General features: G+C 66.0%; 22 protein-coding genes. 12 read left to right on the forward strand and 10 right to left on the reverse strand.

Annotated elements, in window-relative coordinates:
- Positions 1-318: 318 nt before the first annotated feature.
- From GH2_RS19355 to GH2_RS19365, 3 genes are all read left to right on the forward strand, one after another.
- On the forward strand, positions 319-822 hold the full coding sequence (locus tag GH2_RS19355) for a cupin domain-containing protein (protein WP_066172060.1): 504 nt from the start codon (positions 319-321) through the stop codon (positions 820-822).
- 261 nt (positions 823-1,083) lie between these two features.
- The gene (locus tag GH2_RS19360; protein WP_066171973.1) at positions 1,084-1,443 is read left to right on the forward strand and encodes a nuclear transport factor 2 family protein; all 360 of its coding nucleotides are present in this window, start codon (positions 1,084-1,086) and stop codon (positions 1,441-1,443) included.
- A gap of 109 nt (positions 1,444-1,552) precedes the next feature.
- Entirely contained in the window at positions 1,553-3,118 is a 1,566-nt protein-coding gene (locus GH2_RS19365) for a class I adenylate-forming enzyme family protein (RefSeq protein ID WP_244885438.1), read from the forward strand.
- A gap of 95 nt (positions 3,119-3,213) precedes the next feature.
- Here the strand turns inward: GH2_RS19365 and GH2_RS19370 are convergent, their stop codons facing one another.
- Positions 3,214-4,137 (reverse strand): SDR family NAD(P)-dependent oxidoreductase, encoded by a 924-nt coding sequence (locus GH2_RS19370; RefSeq protein ID WP_066171977.1) that lies wholly within the window; start codon positions 4,135-4,137, stop codon positions 3,214-3,216.
- Positions 4,138-4,245: 108 nt separating this feature from the next.
- Positions 4,246-4,947 carry an SDR family oxidoreductase gene (locus GH2_RS19375; RefSeq protein ID WP_066171979.1) on the reverse strand — a complete coding sequence of 234 codons (702 nt, stop codon included), beginning with the start codon at positions 4,945-4,947 and terminating at the stop codon, positions 4,246-4,248.
- Positions 4,948-5,225: 278 nt separating this feature from the next.
- Between GH2_RS19375 and GH2_RS19380 the strand changes: the two genes are divergently transcribed.
- The 3 genes from GH2_RS19380 to GH2_RS19390 all read left to right on the forward strand — a co-directional run bounded on the left by GH2_RS19380 (position 5,226) and on the right by GH2_RS19390 (position 7,861).
- Entirely contained in the window at positions 5,226-6,170 is a 945-nt protein-coding gene (locus GH2_RS19380; RefSeq protein ID WP_084247640.1) for a VOC family protein, read from the forward strand.
- 93 nt (positions 6,171-6,263) lie between these two features.
- Positions 6,264-6,713 (forward strand): Zn-ribbon domain-containing OB-fold protein, encoded by a 450-nt coding sequence (locus GH2_RS19385; RefSeq protein WP_066171983.1) that lies wholly within the window; start codon positions 6,264-6,266, stop codon positions 6,711-6,713.
- A complete protein-coding gene (locus GH2_RS19390; RefSeq protein ID WP_204701055.1) occupies positions 6,710-7,861 on the forward strand; it encodes a thiolase family protein in 1,152 nt (383 codons plus the stop codon). The genes GH2_RS19385 and GH2_RS19390 overlap by 4 nt, the downstream gene beginning before the upstream one ends.
- Positions 7,862-7,979: 118 nt before the next feature.
- Here the strand turns inward: GH2_RS19390 and GH2_RS19395 are convergent, their stop codons facing one another.
- Complete coding sequence (locus tag GH2_RS19395; RefSeq protein ID WP_169802486.1) at positions 7,980-9,296, reverse strand: TetR/AcrR family transcriptional regulator; 1,317 nt, start codon at positions 9,294-9,296, stop codon at positions 7,980-7,982.
- A gap of 458 nt (positions 9,297-9,754) precedes the next feature.
- Between GH2_RS19395 and GH2_RS19400 the strand changes: the two genes are divergently transcribed.
- The gene (locus tag GH2_RS19400; protein WP_066171988.1) at positions 9,755-10,951 is read left to right on the forward strand and encodes an amidohydrolase family protein; all 1,197 of its coding nucleotides are present in this window, start codon (positions 9,755-9,757) and stop codon (positions 10,949-10,951) included.
- 188 nt (positions 10,952-11,139) lie between these two features.
- Positions 11,140-11,442, forward strand: a complete 303-nt coding sequence (locus GH2_RS19405) for an acyl-CoA synthase (RefSeq protein WP_066172061.1) — start codon at positions 11,140-11,142, stop codon at positions 11,440-11,442.
- Positions 11,443-11,524: 82 nt separating this feature from the next.
- On the opposite strand, the gene GH2_RS19410 is transcribed toward GH2_RS19405, so the two are convergent.
- The 4 genes from GH2_RS19410 to GH2_RS19425 all read right to left on the reverse strand — a co-directional run bounded on the left by GH2_RS19410 (position 11,525) and on the right by GH2_RS19425 (position 15,913).
- Positions 11,525-12,538: an acyl-CoA dehydrogenase family protein gene (locus GH2_RS19410; protein WP_066171990.1), complete on the reverse strand. Its 1,014-nt coding sequence runs from the start codon at positions 12,536-12,538 to the stop codon at positions 11,525-11,527.
- Positions 12,535-13,716, reverse strand: coding sequence for an acyl-CoA dehydrogenase family protein (locus GH2_RS19415; protein ID WP_066171993.1), 1,182 nt, complete (start codon positions 13,714-13,716; stop codon positions 12,535-12,537). The genes GH2_RS19410 and GH2_RS19415 overlap by 4 nt, the downstream gene beginning before the upstream one ends.
- 151 nt (positions 13,717-13,867) lie before the next feature.
- Entirely contained in the window at positions 13,868-14,344 is a 477-nt protein-coding gene (locus tag GH2_RS19420; RefSeq protein WP_066171995.1) for a MaoC family dehydratase, read from the reverse strand.
- Positions 14,345-14,380: 36 nt separating this feature from the next.
- Positions 14,381-15,913 (reverse strand): class I adenylate-forming enzyme family protein, encoded by a 1,533-nt coding sequence (locus tag GH2_RS19425; RefSeq protein ID WP_066171997.1) that lies wholly within the window; start codon positions 15,911-15,913, stop codon positions 14,381-14,383.
- 292 nt (positions 15,914-16,205) lie between these two features.
- On the opposite strand from GH2_RS19425, the gene GH2_RS19430 reads away from it, so the two are divergent.
- Genes GH2_RS19430 through GH2_RS19445 form a run of 4 tightly spaced genes read left to right on the forward strand, consistent with a single transcriptional unit; the run spans position 16,206 to position 20,871 of the window.
- A complete protein-coding gene (locus GH2_RS19430) occupies positions 16,206-17,339 on the forward strand; it encodes an acyl-CoA dehydrogenase family protein (RefSeq protein ID WP_307825500.1) in 1,134 nt (377 codons plus the stop codon).
- A 13-nt stretch (positions 17,340-17,352) separates the two neighbouring features.
- Entirely contained in the window at positions 17,353-18,522 is a 1,170-nt protein-coding gene (locus GH2_RS19435) for an acyl-CoA dehydrogenase family protein (protein WP_066171999.1), read from the forward strand.
- A complete protein-coding gene (locus GH2_RS19440) occupies positions 18,519-19,694 on the forward strand; it encodes an acetyl-CoA hydrolase/transferase C-terminal domain-containing protein (RefSeq protein ID WP_066172002.1) in 1,176 nt (391 codons plus the stop codon). The genes GH2_RS19435 and GH2_RS19440 overlap by 4 nt, the downstream gene beginning before the upstream one ends.
- Positions 19,695-19,725: 31 nt before the next feature.
- Complete coding sequence (locus GH2_RS19445) at positions 19,726-20,871, forward strand: acyl-CoA dehydrogenase family protein (protein WP_066172005.1); 1,146 nt, start codon at positions 19,726-19,728, stop codon at positions 20,869-20,871.
- Between the two features lie 116 nt (positions 20,872-20,987).
- On the opposite strand, the gene GH2_RS19450 is transcribed toward GH2_RS19445, so the two are convergent.
- From GH2_RS19450 to GH2_RS19460, 3 genes are all read right to left on the reverse strand, one after another.
- On the reverse strand, positions 20,988-21,782 hold the full coding sequence (locus tag GH2_RS19450) for an enoyl-CoA hydratase/isomerase family protein (RefSeq protein WP_066172063.1): 795 nt from the start codon (positions 21,780-21,782) through the stop codon (positions 20,988-20,990).
- Between the two features lie 84 nt (positions 21,783-21,866).
- On the reverse strand, positions 21,867-22,988 hold the full coding sequence (locus tag GH2_RS19455) for an acyl-CoA dehydrogenase family protein (protein ID WP_244885440.1): 1,122 nt from the start codon (positions 22,986-22,988) through the stop codon (positions 21,867-21,869).
- Positions 22,985-24,130 (reverse strand): acyl-CoA dehydrogenase family protein, encoded by a 1,146-nt coding sequence (locus GH2_RS19460; protein ID WP_174545367.1) that lies wholly within the window; start codon positions 24,128-24,130, stop codon positions 22,985-22,987. Before GH2_RS19460 ends, GH2_RS19455 begins: the two co-directional genes overlap by 4 nt.
- Positions 24,131-24,132 lie beyond the last annotated feature (2 nt).

Raw genomic sequence — 24,132 nt, forward strand, 5'->3', positions numbered from 1 at the left:
GGCAAGGGAGTGAGCGGTGCCGTGCAACAGTCGCAAGACCGCTGCAGAATCGTGACCGGTTGTGTTTGGCTGGTACGACGACGCGATCTCGTCGGACCGTGACAGGTGAAACGATGCCGCTTGCAAGCTCCACGAGGCGGCCGGACAGAAGTACCCGGCACCGGGACTGGCCGACCGGCGGCTCCGGCCGGGTGCGTGGGCCTTCACAGCCCGGTCCGTGGTCGGGTGTTCGCCGGGCGGTTGATCGCACTCGCCGGCATCGACGCGGCGGACCAGCATTTCACACGACTCACGAACCGCTCACACAAGGAGGAAGTCATGCAGGGTGGACCATCGATCAAACATCTCGACGACGTACCCGCCGAGGAAATGCTCCGGTACGAGTTCGAGGATGGGCACACGGCGTCGATCTGGGAGAAGTGGATCGAACTCTCACCGCGCTATTTCGCATTCTGGAACAAGTGGGATCCCGGAGCCATCTCGGGTGAGCACGGGCATACCGGAGACCACAGCAACTTCATCCTGTCCGGCGAGCTGCGGTGCGGCGACATCGTCGCCGGGCCGGGCACGCACATCATGCTCGAATGGGGTGACGTGTTCGGTCCTTGGGAGGCCGGCCCGGAAGGCTGCGAGCTCTATGGGTTCATCGCGGGAGAGGGGTCACCGTTCAGCGGCGACCCAGCCAAGCTGGAGGTGCTCTTGGCCGAGCGTGGAGCGACGCGAGTGCCGCTGCCGATGCCTACGCGGCTACCGCCGTGGATCCTCGCCAATCTGCCCGCGAGCTTGACCTCTGGTGTCACCGACTGGGGTAGCGACGAGTGAGAGGGAGAGCCGGAAGGAGGGAAGTACGACCGTCCGTCGGCCTCGACCCGGCCCGGAGCCGCTGAGGTCAGCGCGGTGCTGCCGGCAGGCGCTCACGCGAACTCTTCTTCGGTATCGGTGGATCTGTCAAAATAGGAAGAGGTATAGCTGATTGTCTGACAGACTGTAGGTATACCTAGTGCTGCTCGACGCCACTGCGGCGTCGACGCCGCAGCAGGTATCTGACATCACTGACACTCTCTATCTGAGGAGGAGAAAGAAATGACCGACCAATGGATTCTCGACTACTTCGCTGCCTGGACTGCTGAGGACCCGGAGGGGGTGGCCAGCTTCGTCACTGATGATTGCGTGTACGAGGACGTGACGGCAGGACACATCTCGCGGGGCCGTCACCAGGTGGCCAATTTCGTCCGGATCTCCAACAGGGTCGTCCCGAATGTGACCTACGACGTCGTGAGCGGGCACAGCACCCCGACGGCTTACGCCGCCGAGTGGATCATGCAGCCGCAGGGCCTGCGGGGCTCGTCGGTCGGCACCTTGGTCGACGGCAAGATCTCGTCGAACCGCGACTACTGGGATGGTGCCACCTTCAAGCTCCCGGAGCCGGCCGAAAAGAAGTAGCCGGCTTCTCGGGGCGTTCGCACCACCGTTGCCCTCCGGTCGCGATCGCACGGCGCTCGATCGCGACCGGTCATTCGGTTCCTCGGCGCCATCAATGACTTAGGAGTCTGTGTTGAACACGCTGTGGCCTTGGCTGCTGGACGAGCCGACCATTTCGGCCAATCTCGAAGCCCGGGCCCGGAGGAGCCCGGATGAGTTGGGGCTTGCCGACGAGCATGGGAATTCGTTGACATGGGCGCAGTTCGATGCGTCCGTGGACCGGGTTGTCGCCGGCCTGGCGGCACAAGGGATCGGGCAGGGATCGCGGGTGTGCTGGCAACTACCCATGCGGATCAGCACCGTGTTGGTGATGTTCGCCCTTCGTCGGTTGGGTGCGCTGCAGGCGCCGATCATCCCGATCGGCCGAAAGCGTGAGGTCTCCGCTGCTGTACGCGCGGTCAATGCCGAGTTTCTGCTGGTGCCGGGGACATGGAACGGCTTCGACTATGTTGAGCTGGCGGGTGATCTGGATCTGGGCGACCTGGCCGCACCGACGATCATGGAGATCGGATCGACGGCGCCGGACGCCGACCCGGATCCGGGGCTGCGTGCGCCTCAGGATCCCGACGAGGTGGCATGGGTGTACTTCACATCCGGTTCGACCGGCCTTCCCAAGGGGGCACGGCACACCGACGGCACCCTGCTGACAACCGGGCGGGCATTCGCCGGAACCGGTCACATCGGCGAGAACGGCGACGATGTCGTGGCGATGGCGTTTCCGATAGCGCATGTCGGCGGCATCGAATTCCTCATCGCCGCCATCTGTTCCGGAACACCTATGGTGATCTCGGAAGCGTTCGTTCCCCAGGCCGCCGTAGAGCTCTACAGCCGGATGGGAGTGACGCTGACCGGTGGAGCGCCTCCCTTCTATCAGGCATTCGCGGCGCTGGCGGAAGCAGCCGCGCCCGCCCCGCTGCTACCGAGCCTGCGCACCTTCAAGGGTGGTGGCGCGCCCTGCCCACCGGAGCTGTACTACAAGGTTCGGGACGCCATGGGGGTGACGGTCGCTCACGACTACGGCATGACCGAGGTGCCGATGGTTGCGGTGGCCGACCCACGTGATGAGCCCGAGGTCCTGGCCAAGACCGACGGCCACCCCATCGAGGGCAACACGGTCCGACTGGTCGATGCCGATGGGCAGGAAGTGACACCGGGCGAGGTCGGCGAGGTCCAGATATCGGGGAGTGGTGTCTGCCGCGGCTATACCGACCCGGTCGAGACCGAAAAGGCATTCACCGATGACGGATGGTTCCGCACCGGCGACCTCGGGCGGATCCATCCCGGCGGTCAGATCGAATTGGTCGGCCGGCTCAAAGACGTCATCATCCGCAAGGGCGAGAACATCTCTCCCCAGGAGATCGAAGAGTTGCTCATCGCCCACCCGGCCATCGCCGAAGTCGCGGTGATCGGTGTTCCCGACGCCGACCGCGGTGAGATGGTGTGCGCCGTCGTGACACCGGCGCCCGATGTCGATCCGCCCGATCTCGCCGCGATCGTCGACTTCCTGAGCCGGGCGCAGGTGATGAAGCAGAAGCTGCCCGAGCGACTCGAGCTGGTGGAGTCGCTGCCCCGGACGGGGCTCGCGAAGATCGCCCGGAACGAACTGCGCACGCGGTACGGAACACCGATCGGCTGAGTTCTGGCCTGAGGCCACCACTACGACAATTGATCGCCGCGGCGCCCGATCTCCCATCGGGCGCCGCGGCGATCAGTGTCACCCCGTGCGGGCGGTTACTCGTCGGGAGTCAGCCGGTGGTCGGTGAGCCCGAGGGGCATGGCACCGTACAGCGCGCGTAGTGCCGTGTCCATTTCGTCGACACGCAACGCACGATCCTCGTTCGGCGAGAAGGAATTCGGACCCAAGCTCCATCGGCGATAGGTACGCAGCATATTGCCGTCGACGCGCAGGACCTGCCCGGTGAGCCACTCGCTGCGAACACTGGCCAGGTAGGCCACCACCGGTGACGAATTCTCCGGGGCGTATGGATCGAAAGCCGAATCGTCGGCCTCGGCCAGAATGCCGCCCGCGGCCTCAGTCATCCGCGTACGGGCCACCGGTGAGATGGCGTTGACCGTGACGCCGTACCGGCCGAGTTCCATCGCCGAGACCACGGTCAGTGCTGCGATCGCGGATTTGGCTGCACTGTACGAGGATTGGCCGACATTCCCGCGCATGCCGGATCCGCTGGTGGTGTTGATGATCCGCCCGGAGACCGCCTCACCCGCCTTGGACCGCTCACGCCAGTGGCCGGCGGCGTGCCGGATCAGGTTGAAGGTGCCCTTCAGGTGGACGGCCAGCACGTCGTCGAAGTCGCGTTCGGTCATCGAGGTGATCATCTTGTCGCGGGTGATTCCTGCGTTGTTCACGACGGCGTGCAGATCACCGTGTTCGGAGACGACCGACCGGATCAGGTCGGCGATCCCGTCGTAGTCGGTTACCGACAGTTCGGCCACCTCTGCCTTTCCGCCGAGCGCCGCGATCTCCCGGACGACCGACCGGGCAGGGGTGTCGGTGTTTGCGGAGCCGTCGAGGCTCACACCCGGATCGACGATGATGACGGTCGCTCCCTGCGCGGCGAGCTCGAGGCTGTGGGCGCGACCCAAGCCCATGCCCCCGCCGGTGACGATGATGACGCGGTTGTCGAGCAGTCCCATGATTCTCTCTTTCGTGTCAGGTCAGACCCAGTAGGTGGATCAGGTTGAGTGATGGATCGGAATCCCGATCGGCAGCAGCCGTGGCGGGCACGAGAGCAGTCGGCGCCCTCACGGAGATTCGGCCGCGGACTCTTCTGCTGTTGCGTCGCGTATCGAGGGATCGATGCTGATGACGGGGCCCGGATAGTGCTCCGGGCGCTCCACCACGTCGACGAGGCGCTCAGCTACCTCCACGGCGGTCAGCGAGGCCGGACGAGCGTCGTCGAGGCTGTGCCCACGGACCATCGAGGAGATCATCAGCTCCCGGATCTCGACGCCGCTGGTGGTCTCCTTGTGCCATGAACGCAGCAATGCGCGCTGCGCGGCCTGGGTCATCGATACCGGCCCCATACCGGGGAAGGTGTGGTCGGCCATCCCGCCGCCCGTGGCGAGATAGACCGCCTCCCTGCGCATCCGAGGAATGAAAGCGCGCGCCGCATTGACGTGGAGGAAGAGGTCGCCGGCGAGGACCTCACGGAGCGATTCGTCGTCGAGCGCGGCGATCGGACGCGGTTCCCATCGCATGGAGGTGGTCAGTACCACCGCATCGACGGCGCTGACGTCGAGGGTCGCGGCGAGCGCTTCCGTGGTCTCCGGCGTTGCGAGAGAGCCCTCGACCACCTCGACGTGCTCCGGAAACCGGTTCCGGAGATCAGCGAGGCGCTCGGCGGAGCGGGCGACCCCGATGACGCGCCACCCGTGTCCGGCGAACACCTCGGCCGCGGCGCGGCCGACGGTTCCGGTAGCTCCGACCAGCAGGACTGTGGGCATGACGGATCCCTCCTCGGGCCTGACCCTGATAGAGTGAAATAGTTAGTACTTTGTATCACGATACCGCGATGTCGCCAACCGCCGAGTTGACATGCGTGTCAAATGGAAACGTGCTTCGACTCCCGGCTAAACAGCCAGGTAGTACGGGTGGAGGCGGTCGCCTTAGGGCGTTTCGACATTCTTCAGTTGTCAGAATCATCAACTTGTTTTAGTGTTCTAGGACATACTCAGGCCGCGCGTTGTCCGTGCGGCAGACTGCGATCAGGAGCACATGCCCGATGACGCAAACTTCGGCTACCGACGACGGCGTGGACCTGCGGAGGCAGGTCCACGCCGTTCTGCACTGCAATATCAACACCGCGGCCCTCGACCAGGCGGTCGCGTACTACACGGCCCTGGGACTGCCGGAGCGGATGCGTTCGGTTTCTACTGACACCGACGGGCGCCCCATGGGACTCGACGAGCACACCGCGAGCGTGACGGCGTTCCATTACGACGGCCGCGGACCTCGCAGCGCGCCCGCGCTCGAACTCGTTGGTTGGCAGGAACCACAGGTGATCGCGCGCGAACTGCGCACCGACGGCCGGGCCGCGGGGTTCGATCGGCTGGGATTGCGGACGCCGGATCCGTCGGCATTCGTGCCGGCGGACGCGCCGCATGCCACCGTCGTGTGCCGGGGCGCCCACGTCGCCGCCCGGCTCATCACCGACCCTGACGGAGCCCCGGTCGAGGTGATCGAGCTCGACCCGGCCGGACTCGTCGACGAGCCCGACGGAACAAAGCTCTCGCACGTCCGCATGGTGAGTACCGACCTCGATCGCACGGCACGCTGGTGGGGTCGACTGGGTTTCACGCCCGCATCCGATGCCCCGGGCGGAACACTGAGCCTGACGGTCCGCGAGGACCCCACCTTCTCGGTGGAGTTCACCGAGGACACCGACGCGGTGCGCCCGGACTGGCGGGCCAATACGCAAGGGCTGTACCGCATCGCACTGGCCGTGGACGACGTCACGGCCGCCTACGAATCACTGGTCGAGAGCGGTGCGGACGTGCCCGAACCGGTCTTCATCCCGATGCCCGATATTCCGACCGGTGGTTTCACCGTGCTCTTCCTCGCCGATCCGGACGGGGCGGTGGTCGAACTGGTGGCCCGACCGCGATCGGCGGTGCGTCGGCCGGCTGAGCCCGCCGGGATTCCCCATCCCGTCGAGGGCTCGGAATGAAGTGGAATGTGGGATGAAAACAACTGTGCAAGCGCAATTCTCGGCCTGCACCACGCGTACTTCGACGAGAGTCGTCAGTGAGGAGATGGATTGATGACCGAAATTCTGGAGGACGCCGTGCCGGTGGCCGCCGACCTGTTCACGTGGCCGGCAACGGAACCGGCCCTGATCGGCGGCCGCGGGTCCGACGGCAAGATCAGCTTCCCCTACCGCAGTCATCGACTGGTCAACGGTGTGCGGGAAGAGCTCGAGCGGGTGGAGCTACCCAGGCGTGGCACCCTGTGGACCTACACCACCCAGGTGTTTCGTCCGCCGTCACCGCCCTACGCCGGTGACGACGATGCGAAGTCGTTCGAGCCGTTCACCGTCGGCTATGTGGAGCTTCCCGGAGCCCTGCGCGTCGAGGCGCGGCTGACCGAACCGGACTGGACGAAGCTGCGGATCGGCCAGGAGATGGAGCTCGTGATCGTGCCGTTCTCGAAGAACGATAAGGGGCAGCCCACACTGATGTACGCGTTCGCGCCTGTCGAAGGAGACAACTGATGAGTTCTGCAGATATCGCGATCGTCGGAGTGGGGCTGCACCCGTTCGGGCGCTACCCCGGCAAATCCGCTCTGGAGATGGGTGAGGATGCCGTCATCGAAGCTCTCGGTGACGCGTCCGCTGATTGGAACGATGTCGACACCCTGTGGGCATCGAGCATGGAGATCAAGAATCCCGAGGCCATCACCGGCCACCTCGGGCTCACCGGAGTTCCGGCTCGTTCGACGTTCACCGGATGTGCATCCGGTGGCAACACCCTTGCCCAGGCTGCCAATTCGCTGCGCCTCGGCGATGCCAATCTGGCCGTCGCCGTCGGTCTCGACAAGCATCCCCGTGGAGCGTTCTCTGATCACCCGTCGGTGTCGGGTCTGCCGGAATGGTACGGCGATCTCGGTCTGTTTCTCACCACGCACTTTTTCGGGATGAAGGCGACCCGCTACATGTACGACCACGGTATCTCCGAGGAGACCTTGGCGAAGGTGGCGGCCAAGGCATTTGCCAACGGCGCCCGCAATCCCGTCGCGTGGCGTAACAAGCCGATCACCGTGGAAGAGATCCTGGCCAGCCCGGTGCTGAACTATCCGCTGCGTCAGTACATGTACTGCGGCCCCGACGAGGGTGCCGCCGCCGCCGTGCTGTGCCGTGCCGAGGATGCCCATCGCTACACCGATACTCCGGTCTACCTGCGGGCCAGCACGCTGTTCTCACGGTCGGAGGGCGCGTTCGAGTTGCTCAGTCCCTCCCTGCCGCTCGAGAGTGCGTCGAGCCCCACGGTGTTCGCCTCGAAAGCCGCCTACGAGCAGGCCGGGATCTCGCCGCAGGATGTGGACGTGATCCAGCTGCAGGACACCGACGCCGGATCCGAAGTGATCCACATGGCGGAGAACGGCTTCTGTGCCGACGGCGATCAGGAGAAGCTGGTGGCCGAGGGCGCCACCGAGATCGGCGGCGCGCTGCCGATCAACACCGACGGCGGACTGCTGGCCAATGGGGAGCCGGTGGGCGCCTCCGGCCTGCGGCAGATCTGGGAGCTGAGCAATCAGTTGCGAGGGCGGTGCGGCGATCGTCAGGTCCCCGATGCGTCGGTCGGTTACGCGCAGCTGTACGGTGCGCCCGGAACCGCGGCCGTCACCATCCTCTCGCTGTAGGGTTCACCGGGCGAAGCAGGGAAGCGCATCGGGAGTGACCGGAGTCGGCTCCTCCCGGTGCGTCCCCGCACCGTTCATCTGGGGAAGTGGCCGGCCACGAGGGATGGAGCTCGAGGTGTCATTGCTGGGACCATCCCAGGACCGCGCGATCGAGAAGTGTGGTCATGAGATCGGCCGCCGGGCCGGGGTCGGTCGGGTGGCTGTCGCCGAGGGTCGTCGTGACCGGTTCGGTCATGCGCACGATCACCGACAGGAAGGTCACGATTGCGGCCGTCGGGTGCGACGACGCTACCGGGCGGCGTCCCCGCTCGACCAGGTCGGCGACGGCATTCCACAGTTGTGCGTTCGTGGGTGCGATGACCGCGTTGACCTGTGCACGCACTGTCGGATCGAACCACGTGCGAACGACTCCGCGATGAGCGCGGTGGAACCGGGTGTAGGTCTGCAGCCAGTCGCGCAGTTGCTCGAGTGGACGGTCCTCGGGTAGATCGGCGATCGCTTGCAGCTGTTCGATCACGTCCGCGAATTCGGCAGCGGTCGCCAGTGTCAACGCGTGCAGTACCTCGGCTTTGCCGCTGAAGAACCGGTAGAGGCTCGCTCGCGATATGCCGGCACTCCGATGCAGATCCTCCACCCCGACCGCGTGGTAGCCCCGCTCGGCGAACAGCCGGGACGCCGTGTCGAGGACCGAACACACGAGCGGATTGGCCCGGTCCGGGTCCGGGTAGTCGTGCGGTCCGGTGATGTGCACTCGCGCGCGTCGGGCGGGGTCCGGCGAGTGGATCAGTTCAGCGACGGCCGTGCGTGGGGTGTCGGGGAACAACAGATACTGAACTGCGAGGGCGAGTCCCTCGGCGTGGTAGTGAGACGGACGCGGTATGTCCACCCCGCGTGCGCGGAAGAGATTGGCCGCGTGGATGATCCTCAACACCGATATGGCGGCGGTCAGTGGGTCGATCCCGGCGATGTCTGCCGCTTCGAGTCGTGCCGCCACGTCGGTGATGTACTTCGCGATGAATGTGGGAGCCGCGATGACGCTCTCGGTGGTGCCGATTCCGGGAAACTCTGCCATGACCACGAGGTTGTCGTCGTAGAGCCGTTCCCAACCGTGCAGCCAGTCAGCGAGAGCCCGAACCCCCTCGGGATCGGGGCCGAGTCCGCCGAGCTGGGTCGCATGTGCGCCGATGTCGAGTTCACACGCCAGCACGAACTCCTCGAAGATCTGCTGTTTGCTCGCGAAGTACTGGTACACACTCGCGCGTGAGGTGCCGGCGGCCCGGGCGATGGAGTCGGTGGACGCCGCGTCGAATCCGACCTCGATGAACAGTGTCGCAGCGCTGCGCAAGATGCGGTCTCGGGTGTCGAGTCCTCGCCGGCCGACAGGGGAATCGGCCGGCGCATATCCGGGGCGGCGGGACGGCGCTTCAAAAGGCATCCCGCCCATTGTTGCCCATCCTGCGACCGCCGGTTCACTTGACATGGGAATCAGCCGGGCTCTTCGCTGCGGGGTGGGTAGGTGTGTTCTGTGCTCTCGGCAGCCCGCTACCGGCCGCGGCGGCTGTATGCGGCAGGGAAGGCTCCTACTCCCGGCCTGCGGTGCCGCCGGTCAGCGGCGGGTGATCACGCCCCAAACGGGGTCTGACCTCAGCACGACTAAGCGGGCCGACCAGCCGGACTCGGTGAATCGTCACACCCTCGAAGCGTGAGGAGGTATCAATCACAGAAAAGTATGGCGTGTTACTGCAATCACAGGTAGCCTACTTAAGACGGCATGTCAGAAACTGGGATGACACGTCAGCGACCTCCGGGTACCCACGATTGCGGTGCAGCCCGTGCCGCCCGGAGCAGGCGATTTCTGCCGACGACAATCGACAAGAGAATTGAGGAAATCCGATGCCGCTTAGAGATGAACATCAGATCGTGTCGGTCGATGACCACTTGGTCGAACACCCCCGTGTATGGCAGGACCGGCTGCCTGAGCGCTTCAAGGAAGCCGGTCCGCGCATCATCGAGGTCGACAACAAGCACCTGTGGACCTACGACGATCAGGTCTTCCCCACCATCGGCCTCAACGCGGTGGCGGGAAAGCCGCCGGAGGAGTGGGGAATGGATCCGGTGCGCTACGAGGACATGATCCCCGGGTGCTACGACCCGGCGGCACGCGTCAAGGACATGGACCTTGACGGGGTCCAGGCGGCGTTGTGCTTCCCGTCGTTTCCCGGTTTCGGAGGCGGCACGTTCTTCCGGGCCAAGGACAAGGAACTGGCCTACCACTGTGTCCAGGCATGGAACGACTTCTACATCGACGAGTGGTGCGGAACTGCCCCGGACCGCTTCATCCCGATGGCGATCCTGCCCGTGTGGGATATCGAGCTGACGGTGGCCGAGGCCAAACGCGTTATCGCCAAGGGGGCGCGCACCGTGTCGTTCCCGGACAGCCCTGTACCGCTCGGGCTGCCGTCGCTGCATTCCGACCACTGGGACCCGCTGTGGGCGGTGCTCAGCGAGGCCGGGGTTCCGGTATCGCAGCACTTCGGCTCCGGCTCCTATGTGCCGGGCTTCTCGTTCTCGTCGATGGCGCCCGTCGCAGGCCAGATGACGATGCCCGACGCGCCGTTTGCGGTTGCCATCACCCTCTTCTCCTCGAACCTGATGTGGACGACGGTCGACTGGCTGTTCTCCGGGAAGCTGCAGCAGTTCCCGGATCTGCAGATCAGCCTTGCCGAGGGTGGCGTCGGTTGGGTGCCATACATCCTCGAGCGGTCGGACTTCGTCTGGGAGCGTCACCGTCACTATCAGGACATCGACTTCGATGCGAAGCCGTCGGATCTGTTCCGGCAGCACTTCTGGGGGTGCTTCATCGACGACGACTTCGGCGTGAAGAACCGGTACGCGATCGGCGTGGACCGGATGACCCTGGAGGTCGACTACCCGCACTCGGACTCCAACTGGCCGAACTCGCGCAAGCGTGCCGCCGAAGTGCTCGCCGAGGTGCCGGATGATGAGTGCTCGCTGATCGTGGAACAGAACGCTCGCCGCATGCTGAGTTTCCCGCGCGTCGCGACCCGTGAGGCTGCCACTGTCAGCTGATCGGTCCTGCGAGAGGCCGGCGGTGTCAACCGCAGTAGCGATGACGCAGGTGCCACGCGCCGGTGTGTACGTTTGCGTCATCGCTACTGTGACCTTTCGGACGCACGAGAGCAAGCAGTATTTCAGACTGAACGACCCCGTCCCACATCGGTCGTCGGCGTGATCGGGAGATGATCAAGGAGGCGATTATGGGCATATTCGATGGCCCCGGAGCCGACCACTCGGGTCCTCCGGAGCGTGAAGAGGTAGATGATCACGACCTGCTGACCTATGGGGAGGCGGGCGTGCGGCTGTACCACGAGGTAGACAAGCAGCGGAGACTCGTTGCGGAGCTCGAGTCCGTGGGCGCCGAACCAGGCGCGATCACGTACGCGCGGGATCGGTTGATCGCGCTCGAGGCCGCTCAGGAACGCAATCGTCGAGCGCCGATCAACGACGAGAACTTCGAGTCGTTCTTCGGCTACAAGGGCACCGCTCGACGTAATACGTGAGGTCGCGACGGCGAGAGCAAATCGGCCTGTGCGAGTGGATCACCACTTGCACAGGCCGATTCCCGTCGGCATGGACGGTTGTTCAGTTGCGGTGCCAGGCCATCATCGACGGCAGTGCCCGGTCGGGTGCGTAGATGTCGAAGACACGGTCGGCGAGCCCACGTTCGAGTTGGTGGTAGGACCCCGCGAGGGCATCGATCTGGAAGGCGCGCCCGACGTAGCGGTGCAGTGGATGCTCAGCCGTGAGTCCGATCGCACCGCAGACCTGCAGGGCGACGTCGGCGACCCCGCGGGTGGCGCGGCCCGCGGCCGCCTTGGCAGCCTGGGCGGGGAGCCGGCCGCCGAACATCCATGCTTCGGTGACCAGTGCGTCGGCGCCTTCGAGCTGCGCGTGGGCCTGGGCCAGCGCATGCCGAGGCGACTGGAATGCACCGATCGGCGTCCCGTACTGGGCGCGGACGGTGACCTGATCGATGGCGATGCGCAGGATCTCCCGAGCGATGGCCACCGATTCAGTCGCCAGCGAACGATGTGCCGCAGCGATCGCGCGGTTCCACTCGGTTGATGCCTCCGTCAGCGGTCCGGTCAACGGCCCGCGGACAGACGTCCAGTAGGTGGATGCGTCGAATGTGTTGAGGCGCTCGCTGACCAACTCGTCGCCGTCGACGACACCGATCGACACCGTTCCCATGGTGCCGGCGACGGGGACGACGAGGCGTTCGCCCGGAACCAGTGGCCCGAGGACGATCCCGGAGACCTGTGAACTGTCCGAACGCGGCGTGTATCCGTCGCTTGCGGCGGGCAGCACAACCCGAGTGGCGCCGCGCAGCGGCAGCGGTGAGAGTTCGGCGAGCATCACCCGGTCCAGGCAGTCCGTCTGCGCCAGAGACTGCCCTTGCGCGCGGAAAAGGACGCGGTCGGCGTCGATCGGGTACTGGCCGACGATGTCGGCCCAGCCCAGTTCATCGAGCCGGGGCGCGACTGCCGTGTGCTCTTCGGTCTCCGCGGACTGGCCTGCTGCGATGTCGCCGAACAGCCGCATCACCGCTTCCTCGACCATCGGCCACGTTTCATCGACCGGGGTGTTGTTGCTCATCGCTTCTCCTTAGGCAGTCGTAGCAGGTGATCGGCGATGATCCCGCGTTGAACCTCGGCGGATCCGCCCATCACGGTCCCAGCCCGTGTGTACCACCACTCGGCTCGAAGGGAATCGAGTTCCGCCGCGTCGACATCGGGGCGTCCACCCACCATCTGATCTCGCCGAACGTCGAGGACGAGATCGTTCACGGCCTTCTCGGCAGTGCCGAACAGTAGCTTGTCGACGCTGCTTTCGGGTCCGACGATCTCGCCACGGGCGAGACGCCGCACAGTCTCGGCGGTGCGCGCCTGCGCGCAGACGACCTGGATGTAGATCTCTCCGAAACGCGCGCGGTCTGCGGTCGAACCCGCAGTGACCATGTACTCACGGAGCCGGCCCAACTCGGTCATCGCCTTGTTCAGTACCGCGTAACCGTACATGCCGCGCTCGTACTGCATGAGGTACATGGTTACCGCCCAGCCGCCGTCGATCTCGCCGATGACGCGCTCGCGCGGCACGTGTACGTCGTCGAAGAAGATCTCGGCGAGTTCGCGCCGGCCGCTCGCTAGGGCGATCGGCCGGACGGTGACGCCGGGGGTGTCGGTGTCGACGAGGACCATGGTCAGACCCCGGTGGCGACTCTCGGGCGTCCCGGTGCGGACCAGCGCGACGACCCGGCGAGCGGTCGGTCCCTGACTTGTCCAGATCTTCTGACCGTTGATCACCAGTTCGTCGCCGTCAACCGAGGCGCGGGTCCGCAGGCTCGCCAGGTCGCTGCCGGACTCGGGTTCGGAGAACGACTGTCCCCACCATTCGCTGCCGTCGAGGTAACCGGAAAGGTACTGCGACGCGAGATCAGGTGCGAAGTGGATCAGCGCGGGCCCCAGAGTCTCCAGGGTCCAATGCTGTGCCGGGATCGGCAGCATCGCGGCACCGATCTCCTCGTAGTAGACGGCGCGGTGGATCTCGTCGCCGCCCAACCCGCCGACCTCGACGGGCCAACCGAGCCGGTTCCAGCCCTGCGCGTACAACTCGGCCAGCACCTTCGAGCCGAAGGCGAGTTCGTCCTCAGCCGAAGTGAAGGAAACCGCGCGCCACTGATCCGCCCAGGACAACTCCTGGAGATAGCGGCGGAAATCGCGGCGATACCGCGACACGTCGGCCCGATACTCCGCGGCATTGTCGACGGCGTTCATGATCTGCCCTCCGGATCATAGGTGGCTTCGGGTAGCCGGCAGGTCGTATCCCCGGTGCCGGGGAGTCTAGTGCTGCACACGGCCCGGCTGCGGTGCAACGGCCCCGGCCGGCTGCCGGGGCCGGCATTCACCGTGCCTCCGCGACTGCCCGTCACGGCAGCTGTGGGGTGTTGAAGATGTTGCGGCTGATCAGGTCGGCGACGAGCGCCGGCTTATCTGCACCGTCGAGCTCGACGGTGTGCCGCACGGTCAGGTTCACGGTGACCTCGTCGACCGGATCGACTTCGACGAGTTCTGAGCGCACGCGAATCCGGCTCCCCGGGGTGACCGGCGACAGGAAACGAACACGATTGAGACCGTAGTTGATTCCCATCTTGCGGTTGTCGACCTGGTAGTTGTCCTTGCTCAGCGACGGGATGAGCGAGAGAGTCAGGAACCCATGGGCGATGGTCGCTCCGTACGGGCTTTCGGTGGCGGCACGCTCGGTGTCGACGTGGATCCACTGGTGGTCGTCGGTGACGTCGGCGAATCCGTCGATGCGAGCCTGGTCGACGGTTACCCAGCGGCTGACGCCCAGGGTCTCACCCCGGGCGCTCACCGCGTCGGCCACTGATGTGATGGTTCTCATGTGTACTGTCGGTCCTTCGTCGGTTCGATAGGTGGGTTAGGGCGTTCGGGCGGGTGTCGAGTCGGAAGACACAGCCGGGTTCGTGCGGAGATCGTCGACGATACTGCGGCGCAACACTTTGCCGGTGGCCGTGGTCGGCAGCTCATCGGCGAGCACGATACGGTCAGGCGTGCGTGAGCCGCGCAGAGCGTCGCGAACGAACGCTCGAAGCTCGTCGGGCTCGGCGGTCGTGTCCGGGGCGGGCACCACCACCGCGACGATGATCTGACCCCACTGCGGATCTTCCACTCCGACAACGGCCACGTCTGCGACGTCGGGGTGTTCTACGAGTACCGACTCGATCTCGGCGGGGGCGATGTTCTCGCCGCCACGGATGATCGTGTCGTCCATGCGCCCGCTGATGAAGATGTACCCGTCCTCGTCGCGCTCGGCGAGATCCTTGGTGGCGAACCAGCCGTCGTCGTCGAGTACTGAGCCCAGTTCGTCGTACCTCCCCGACACCTGGTCACCACGCACGTACAGTTCGCCGGGATACCCGGCCGGCAGGTCAGTGCCATCGGCGGCGCGGATAGCGATCTCGATGCCGGGAACGGACTGCCCGACCGATCCCAGCCGGCGGGCGATCGCCGGATCGTCGGTGTCGAGGGCGGCGCGGTGGTCGTCGGGCGTGAGGACCGCGATCGTCGAGCTGGTCTCGGTGAGTCCGTAGGCGTTCACGAATCCGACGTGCGGCAGGAGCTCGATGGCGCGGCGCACCAACGGTAGGGCGACCTTGGAGCCGCCGTAGGCCAACGACGTGAGCGACGGCAGCGTGGCGCCGGTGCGCTCGAGTTCCGCGACGATACGAGCCAGCATCGTGGGTACCACCGTGGCACTGGTGACGTGTTCCTGCTCGATGAGCCGTACCCATTCGGTGGGGTCGAAGTTCCGCAGGTAGACGATCCGGCGGCCGGCATAGAGGTTGGAGAGGACCGCGCTGACGCCGGCGATGTGATACGGCGGTACACACACCAGGCTCGCGTCGTCGGCGGTCATCGAGGCGAACTCGACGGTCTGCATGATGTAGCTCGCGAGGTTGGCACCCGACAGCTGCACCGCTTTGGGACGCGAGGTGGTGCCGGAGGTGAACAGCACCACCGCGGGGGCGTCCGGGTCGGCGAACTCGTCGACCGGATCGGTGTCATGGGCGCGGGCGAGGAACTCTCCCGACTCGATGGGGGGAATCGCTGTTCCCGCCGAGGCGGCGACGTCGAGGTAGTCGAGGTCGGCGATGACCAGGGGCTGGTCGAGTCGGCCGATGAGCTCGTGCAGTCCCTGCGTCGACAACCGGTAGTTCAACGGCGTGTACGGGACGGCTGCGCGTCCCGATGCCAGCATGCTGACCGCGAGGTCCGCGCCGCCGGTGCCGATGTAGACGACATGCCGCGCGCCGGAGTCGGCGATCACACCCGCGCCACCGCCGGCGAGGGATGCGAGGTCGGCCACGGTCAGCCGCAGCTCGTCGGACACGATGGCGACGCGGTCGGGATGATCGGCGACGGCCATCTCCAAGACCAGATTCATCGACATGTCGTTCTCCTGTTCGTGGACTCGACGCAGTGGCCCACTGAGTGTGCCAGTATAGAGTAAAACAGATATATGATTCCATATCGAACGGGCGCTTCGGCTTCACTCGCCGTCCCTGCTCGCTAGATCGATACCGTTATATGTTTATCAACTAACTGGGGTCTGTGACCAGGTACCGGTGGCAGACGAGAGGAAGGGGAATGCAGATGCTTCTGCGGTGGAGCTCGGGTGGTGGCCGGAGGGTCGCCGGTCGGGGCGATGACCGAACCAGGCGATCGGCCGGGGCGGTGTCGCGGTGAACGCAGTGAACGTGTTGTCGGCCGCCGAGGCCGACGACCTTCGGCAGTCGGTGCGCGCGGTCTGCGATCGCTATGCGTCGTCCGACCGGGTGCGGGCCGCGGCGTTCAGCGCCGACGGATTCGATCGGGAGCTCTGGGAGGTGCTTTGCACGCAGGTCGGCGTCGCCGGCATCGGACTCGAGGAATCGGCTGGTGGCGCGGGGTACGGGACGGCCGCGGTGTCGGTGGTCGGGTCGGAACTCGGCCGCTGCCTGGCCCCCGTGCCCTTCTACTCGTCGGTGGTTCTGGCTCAGTCCTTGCTCGCCGAGTCCGAGGACGACGAGCTCATCGGCGAGGTGCTTCCAGGGCTGATGGCAGGTGAGCGGGTTGCGGCCGCGGTCATCAGCCCAGACGGTGGTGCATGGAGTCCTACCCGGATCTCGGTGAGTGTGAACGACTCGACGCTGGGAGGCCGTGCCGTTCATGTCCTGGGCGGGCCGTGGGTCACCGATCTGGTGGTTGTCGCTGAGGGGGACGCCGGACTGGAGGTGCATCATGTCGACGTCGCCGCCGCGGTCAGCGCCGGCACACTCGACATCACCCCGGAACGTGTCCTCGACGCCACCCGGCCGATGATCACCGTACAGCTCAACCGAGTTCGCTCACGACGGGTCTCCGTCGGGTCGGTCGGCGCGCGCCTCGACGCCTACGCCGACCGTGCTCTGGCGGTGCTGACCGCCGAGCAAGTCGGTGCCAACGAGCGTGTGCTCGAGATGGCGGCGGACTACGCACGGGTGCGTGAACAGTTCGGGCGGCCGATCGGGAGTTTCCAGGCGATCAAGCACAAGTGCGCCGACATGCTCGTGGATCTCGAGCGCGCACGCTCCGCCTCGGCCGCAGCCATCGAGGCGGCCGACGCCGAGGGGCCGATCGCTGCTGAGCTGGAGTGGCGAGCCGCGATGGCCAAGGCTGTCTGCTCGGAGTCACTCCGGTCAGCGTCCCAGGCCAACATCCAGATTCACGGCGGCATCGGTTACACCTGGGAGAATGACGCTCAGCTCTACTTCAAGCGGGCCTGTACCGACGAGGTGATCCTGGGCGGGACCGGCCACCAGTGGGAAACGCTCGCCGCCCAGGCGAAGATCGTATGAGGAGCCAGACACGATGACCACCGATTTCCCGCGGCTGACGACGATCTTCGACCGCACCGACGATCCTGATCGGATCCGAGCCGAGATCCGCGACTTCCTGGACCAGGCACCGAAACCGCCGGGGTTGCGCGACTACGGCCCCACGCCGACGGCCAACGACGTCGAGCCGGGGCGGGCCTGGCATCGGCATCTTGCCGAGAACGGTCTCACCTGCCTGCACTGGCCCAAGGAGTACGGTGGCGCCGACGCATCAGTGGTCGGGCAGGCGATCTTCGCCGAGGAAGCTGCTCGAGCCGGGGTCCCGCGCCAGTTGGGCATCACCGCCATCGACCTGGTCGGACCCGTCCTGCTCGCCTTCGGCACCCCGGAGCAGAAGGAAGCTCACCTCGAGTCGATCCGCACCGGAGACCACATCTGGTGCCAACTGTTCTCCGAGCCGGGTGCCGGCTCGGATCTGGCAGGAATCCGCACCACCGTCGAGCAACGCGACGATGGACGGTGGGTGGTATCCGGTCAGAAGGTGTGGAGTTCGGCCGCCGCGTCGGCGGACTACGGCATTCTGCTCGCTCGCACCGGCCCGGACAAACACAAGGGCCTGAGCGCCTTCATCGTCCCGATGAACGCGGACGGCGTGACCGTGCGGCCGTTGGTCCAACTCGATGGTGAGAGCAAGTTCAACGAGGTCTTCCTCGACGACGTCGTCCTCGACGCCCACGCGATCATAGGCGAACCCGGACAGGGTTGGGCGGTGGCCATGGTGACACTGGGACGGGAACGGCTGACCCTGGGTTCACAGGCAGTCTCCATGTTCCGGCTGCATGAGAAGCTGGTTGAGACCGCGACTGCACGCGGCAGCATGGACCCGGTGCTGGCTCGGTCGCTGACCACCCTGTGGGCACGACTCTGGCTGTTGCGGTACACCTGGCAGCGTGCCATCGAGTCCGGAGATCTCACCTCGCCGACGTTCTCGGTGCTCAAGTTGATGACCTCGGAGGCCGAACGCGACCTCGGTGATCTCGCCACCGACGTGCTGGGCACCGATGCGTGCATCGATCCGGCAGAGGATCCGCTGGTGCATGCCATGCTGGTGGGGCGTGCCCAGACGATCCTCGGTGGTACCAGTGAGATCCAACGGAACATCCTCGGCGAGCGGGTACTCGGACTGCCGAAGGAACCCCGGTGAGTGCACCAGATGCCGCGGCGGCGCTGGTCCGTGTGCTGCGGCCAGGGATGACCGTCGCTCTCGGGGACGGTGTCGGCGCTCCCGGCCGGCTGTCTGATGGCACCGACGTCGCCGAGGCGCTCTCGGCGGCGGCCGCCGAAGTCGGCGGAGTGCGCCTGATCCTCGGGTGGCTGCCGCAGGAGTGCTCCGGCATCGACCCCGGATCCTTCGCCGAGATCGTGGTGATGATGCCTGGGTGGGGTGTCCGGAAGCTGCTCGCGCATCCCTCCGTCAAGTTCCTTCCCACCCGGCTCGGTGCCCTGACCGGACTGCTGGCCGGTCCCTGCCGCCCCGATGTACTGATCACCCGGTTGGCCCCTCGTGACGATGGCTTCGGCTTCGCTACCGAGGTGTCCTGGCAACAGGGGGTCGTCGAGAGCGGCGCGCGCGTCGTCGCCGTCCTGGACGAGGCGCGGGTGGCGGGTGGCGGGGTGATTGACCGTGACCGGGTCGAGGTGCTCGGTACCGCGGGAGATCGTCCCGAAGTCGTCACCGAACGAGCACCGTCCCGGGAGCACAACGCTCTGGCGGACAACGTGCTGAAGTGGATTCCGGATGGAGCCCGACTGCAGTACGGTCCGGGGCAACTGGGCACGGCGCTGCTGCGGAGGGCGGAGGTGGGCCTGCAGATCGACACCGGATTGCTCACGCCGGCGGTGCTCGACCTGCAGGGGCGGGGCTTGCTGCGGGGCGTCCCGTCGACGACCTACCTACTCGGTGATGACGACCTGTATGACTGGGCGGCCGGGCGCGAGGTCCTCCACGGTATCGAGTTCACGCATGACCTCGGTAGACTCAGCCACGGCGACCCGCTGTTCGCCGTCAACACGGCCGTGGAGATCGACCCCGTCGGTCAGATCAACGTGGAAGGCGTCGGTGACAACGTCTTCGGCGGCATCGGTGGACATCCCGACTACTGCACAGGCGCGCGCCTGAACCCGCGGGGACTCTCCATCATCGCTGTACCACACCGGTTCCGGGGAAACTCTCCGCTCGTGCCAGCGCTCACGCGGCCGGTGTCGACGCTGGCGCACGACGTCGATGTCGTCGTCACCGAGCACGGTCACGCCGATCTGCGCGACGCGTCGTGGGAGGAACGGGCACTGCGCTTACGCACCTTGTTCGACGGCTGACACTAGACCACACCACAGGAAGGACATACCTATGCGCAGGAGCATATTCGACGAGGTACATGACGACTTCCGGGCGACGGCCCGGGAGTTCTTCGAGCGGGATTGCGCTCCTCACTCGGAAGAGTGGGAGAAGGACGGCAAGGTCAGTCGCGAGGCGTGGCGCTCGGCCGGCGAGCACGGGCTGATCGGATGGGCACTGCCCGAGGAGTACGGCGGCCTCGGAGTGACGGACTACCGGTTCAACCAGATCGTTTCCGAGGAGATGTTCGCTGCCGGTGCGGTCGGCATCGGGCTCGGCGTGCAGAACGACATCATCGTTCCCTATCTGGCCGACCTCACCACCGAAGAGCAGAAGAAGCGCTGGTTGCCCAAAGTGATTTCGGGCGAGTACATCTGCTCGATCGCGATGTCCGAGCCTGCCGCCGGGTCGGATCTCGCGGGGATCAAGACCACCGCCAAGGACATGGGCGACCATTGGATCGTCAACGGACAGAAGACCTTCATCAGCAACGGGCTGCTGTCGAGTCTGGTGGTTACCGCGGTCAAGACCGATTCGAGTGCGCCCCGGCACAAGGGCATAAGCTTGCTGGTCATCGAAGACGGGATGGAGGGCTTTACCCGTGGCCGCAAGCTCGACAAGATCGGCCAGTTCTCCGCCGACACGGCCGAGTTGTTCTTCGACGACGTCGTGGTGCCGAAGGAGAATCTGCTGGGCGAGGAGAACCGCGGCTTCTATCACCTGGTGTCGCACCTGCCCACCGAACGTCTCGGTATCGCCACGTATGCGCTGCCGATGGCCCGCCGCGCGTTGGATCTGACGAAGCAGTATGCGCTGGACCGCGAAGCATTCGGTCAGCCGATCGGCAAGTTTCAGGTCAACCGGCACGCGATCGTGGAGATGCAGACCCAGCTCGATGCGGCGCAGGTCTATCTCGATCAGTGCGTGCTCGCCGCCAACGAGGGGATCCTCACCGACGAGGACGCGGCCGGCCTGAAATGGTGGACCTCGGAGATTCAGTGGGCCATCGTCGATCGGTGTCTGCAGATGCACGGCGGATACGGCTACATCAACGAGTACGAGGTCGCCCGGTTGTGGCGGGACTCGCGTGTCCAGCGGCTCTACGGCGGTACCACCGAGATCATGAAGGACCTCATGGGCCGCGCTATGGGGTACTGATACCGCAGTGACGTGAAACGAATACCCGGTGGCCAGTTCTCTGGCCACCGGGTATTCGCGTTGGGTCGGTCGACTCTTGGGACGGTCAGTCGGGCCTGATCTCGCCGCCGAGGTGACTACTCCCGAGTGGACTTGTTCTTGCTGCGCTCGAGGAAGGATTCGACGAGTGCACGATGCTCAGGGGTGTCGAACGAGGCGTACTCCTCGGTCAGTGCGTACTCGATCACTCCGGTGACCGCACGCTTGAGGTGGATGTTCAATGCGCGCTTCGTCGACTGCACCGCCTGAGGAGGTGCGGCCGCGATCTTCTCGGCCAGGGCGATCGCCTCGTCGACGACAGTGCCGTCGGCCACGACACGATTGGCCAGCCCGACCTCGACCGCTTGGGCCGCGGGGATGCGGGCACTGGTGAGGAGATACTCCTTGGCGCGCAACATGCTCATCAGCAGCGGCCACGTCGGAGCGCCACCATCAGCGGCAGTCAGGCCCACCCCGACATGGGGATCCGACAGGTACGCTGACTCGGCGATCAGGACGATGTCACTGCATGCGGCGAGGCTGGCGCCGAGGCCGACGGCGGGTCCGTTGACCGCGGCGACGATCGGGAGCGGGCATTCGAGCATCTCCCGGACCAGGTGGCCGGCGCTGTCGATCTCCTTACGGCGTGCGGGCTTGTCGTCCCACAGCTCGACGAAGTGATGGAAATCGCCGCCCGCGCTGAATGCCTTGCCGGCGCCGGTCAGCACGATCGCCCGTGCATCGACATCCTCGGCCAGGTACCGCCAGACCGCCACCAACGCATCATGCAGTGGTTCACTGGTCGCGTTGAACGCCTCCGGCCGGTTGAGGGTCACGATGCGGATCGGGCCACGCGACTCGATCAGCAGTTCCGGGCAGGCGGGGTTGTCCATGGTGTTCACTCCTTGGTGTCCATCTTGTGGGCGTGGTGTGGGAAACGGGGATTACAGGTGAAACGGCCCGCGTGGGCGGATCGGTCAGGGGCTGATCAGATACGACTCGATCAGATCGGACAGCCCGTCGCTCGCGAGGGCGAATCGACCGAGGCTACGCGCGTAGGACCTGGTGCCACCATAGTCGTCGACCCATCCCTGCGCGCGCAGAGTGGTGCGCCCGAGCGGATACTCCGCCGTCACGCCGAGCGCGCCGTGGAGTTGATGCGCGATGGCGCAGACCGGTCCGACGACCTGCCCGGTAACCACCTTCGCCAAGGTGATCGCGTGCTTGGTGCGGTCCGCGCCGAAACCGAACTCGGCGGCCGCGGCGACGGCAAGAGTGGTTGCTGCGCGCGCACGTTCGATCTCGCCGGCCATCTGTGCCAACGACTGCGCGACGGCCTGGAAGGCGGTGAGCGGACGGCCGAACTGTGTGCGTTCCCGGGTATGAGCGACGGTGAGGGTCGCCACCGCGTCGAGTGCCCCGATGATCTGGATACAGCGGGCCCACGCACCCCGGTAGACGATCTCGTCGCCGATCGAGGGCGCGAGCACGTGCAGGGCGTCGTCGCTGATGGTGAACTCCACCCGCCCACGTGACTCGCCGGCCAGATTCTGGCCGGGTGTGATCAGCGGGGACCCGAGGAGCCCGACGGCGGTGCCCTGCGGTCGGCGGATCGCCACGAGAACGTGGTCGGCCTCCTCCGCCCACGGGACCTGCGACGACTGCCCGGAGTGCACGCGGCCTGCGGTCTCGGATGCGCCATCGATGGAGGTGACCGCCACGGTGGTGATCCCACCGGGAAGGGGGATTCCGGCGGTGGCGGCCAGCCACGACCCGATGAGGTCGTGTTCGGCGAGGGGTGTCGACGCGCCCCGCCTGGCCAAGCCGTAGAGGACGACGGCGACCTCACCGGGACCGCTGCCGAGATCGGGTGCGCCGATCAGCTCGTTGAGTCCGGCCTCGGAGAGGGCGTTCCACAACGGCCGGTTGAGTGTGATGCCGGCGTGTCGGTCGGCGGCCCCGTCGGCGGGGTGACGATCAGCGAGGTCGGCCACCAGTGCCCGAAGATCGGTCAGCTCGTCGTCGATCGTCCCCGGTTCCAACACGCCACCGGCCAGCCATGAGGTCAGTGGGGTCGGGGTTCGCGTCGATGTGCTCACTGTGCCGTCATTCCTTTCGCCACCATGCCGCGCAGGATCTCATTGGTCCCACCGCGCAGGGTGAACATCGGCCGGTGGGTCCTTCCGGCGGTGACCAGGGCGGTGAGGTCTTGGTCAGGGGGGAGGTCCTCGAGAAGGTCAGACGCGGTGTCTACTGAATCCTGTTCGAACTGCGTTCCGAGATCTTTGACCAGCGCCGCCCGCAGGGCCTGATCGCGACCGTCGGCCAAGGCGCCGGCCACCGACACCGATAGTTGGCGCAGAGAGAGGAACTTCGCTGCGAGGTGTCCCGCGGTCAGTGCGGTGTCAGCTGTGGCATCGACGGCATGCAAAGTGGCGTCGATGACGGCGGCGGTGGACAGTATCCGGTCGGGGCCACTGCGTTCGAAGGACAGTTCTGAGGTCACCTGCGTCCAGCCGTTGCCGATCGCGCCGAACACCGCGGAGTCGGAGATCTCCACATCGGTGAAGACCACTTCGTTGAAATGATGGAGACCATCGATGGTGACGATCGGTTCGACGAGGAGTCCGGGCGAGTCGATGGGCACGATGAACTGACTGAACCCAGCGTGGCGGTGCGCCGTGTCGAGCGGGCTGGTCCGCGCGAAGACCACGATCTGCTGGGCACGATGGGCGCCGGTGGTCCACACCTTGCGTCCGTTGAGCAGCCATCCACCATCGGTGCGCGTCGCGCGGGTGGTGGCCGCAGCGAGGTCGGAACCGGCCTCCGGCTCGCTCATCCCGATCGCCGAGTACAGCGTGCCCGCCACGATCCGGGGCAACAGCTCCCGCTTCTGCTCCTCGGTGCCGTAGCTCTCCAGACTGGGCGCGACCTGTCGGTCGGCCGTCCAGTGGGCGGCCACCGGCGCACCCGCGGCGATCAATTCCTCCCCGATGACATACCGGTGCAGGAATCCGAGTCCCCGACCGCCGTACTCGGGTGAGACGGTGACGCCGGTGAAACCGGCGTCCGCAAGACGCCTGCTGAAGGCCTCGTCCCATCCCGACATCCAGCTGTCGACGATCGGTCGCCACCCGTGGCTCTGCCGGTCGTGTTCGAGGAAGTCGCGGACCTCGTGGCGCAGCGACAACAGCTCGGGTTCACTGACGGTCAGAGACTCGAAAGCGCTCACCACAGTCATCT

Source organism: Gordonia hydrophobica NBRC 16057, assembly GCF_001592365.1.
GTDB classification, from domain to species: domain Bacteria; phylum Actinomycetota; class Actinomycetes; order Mycobacteriales; family Mycobacteriaceae; genus Gordonia; species Gordonia hydrophobica.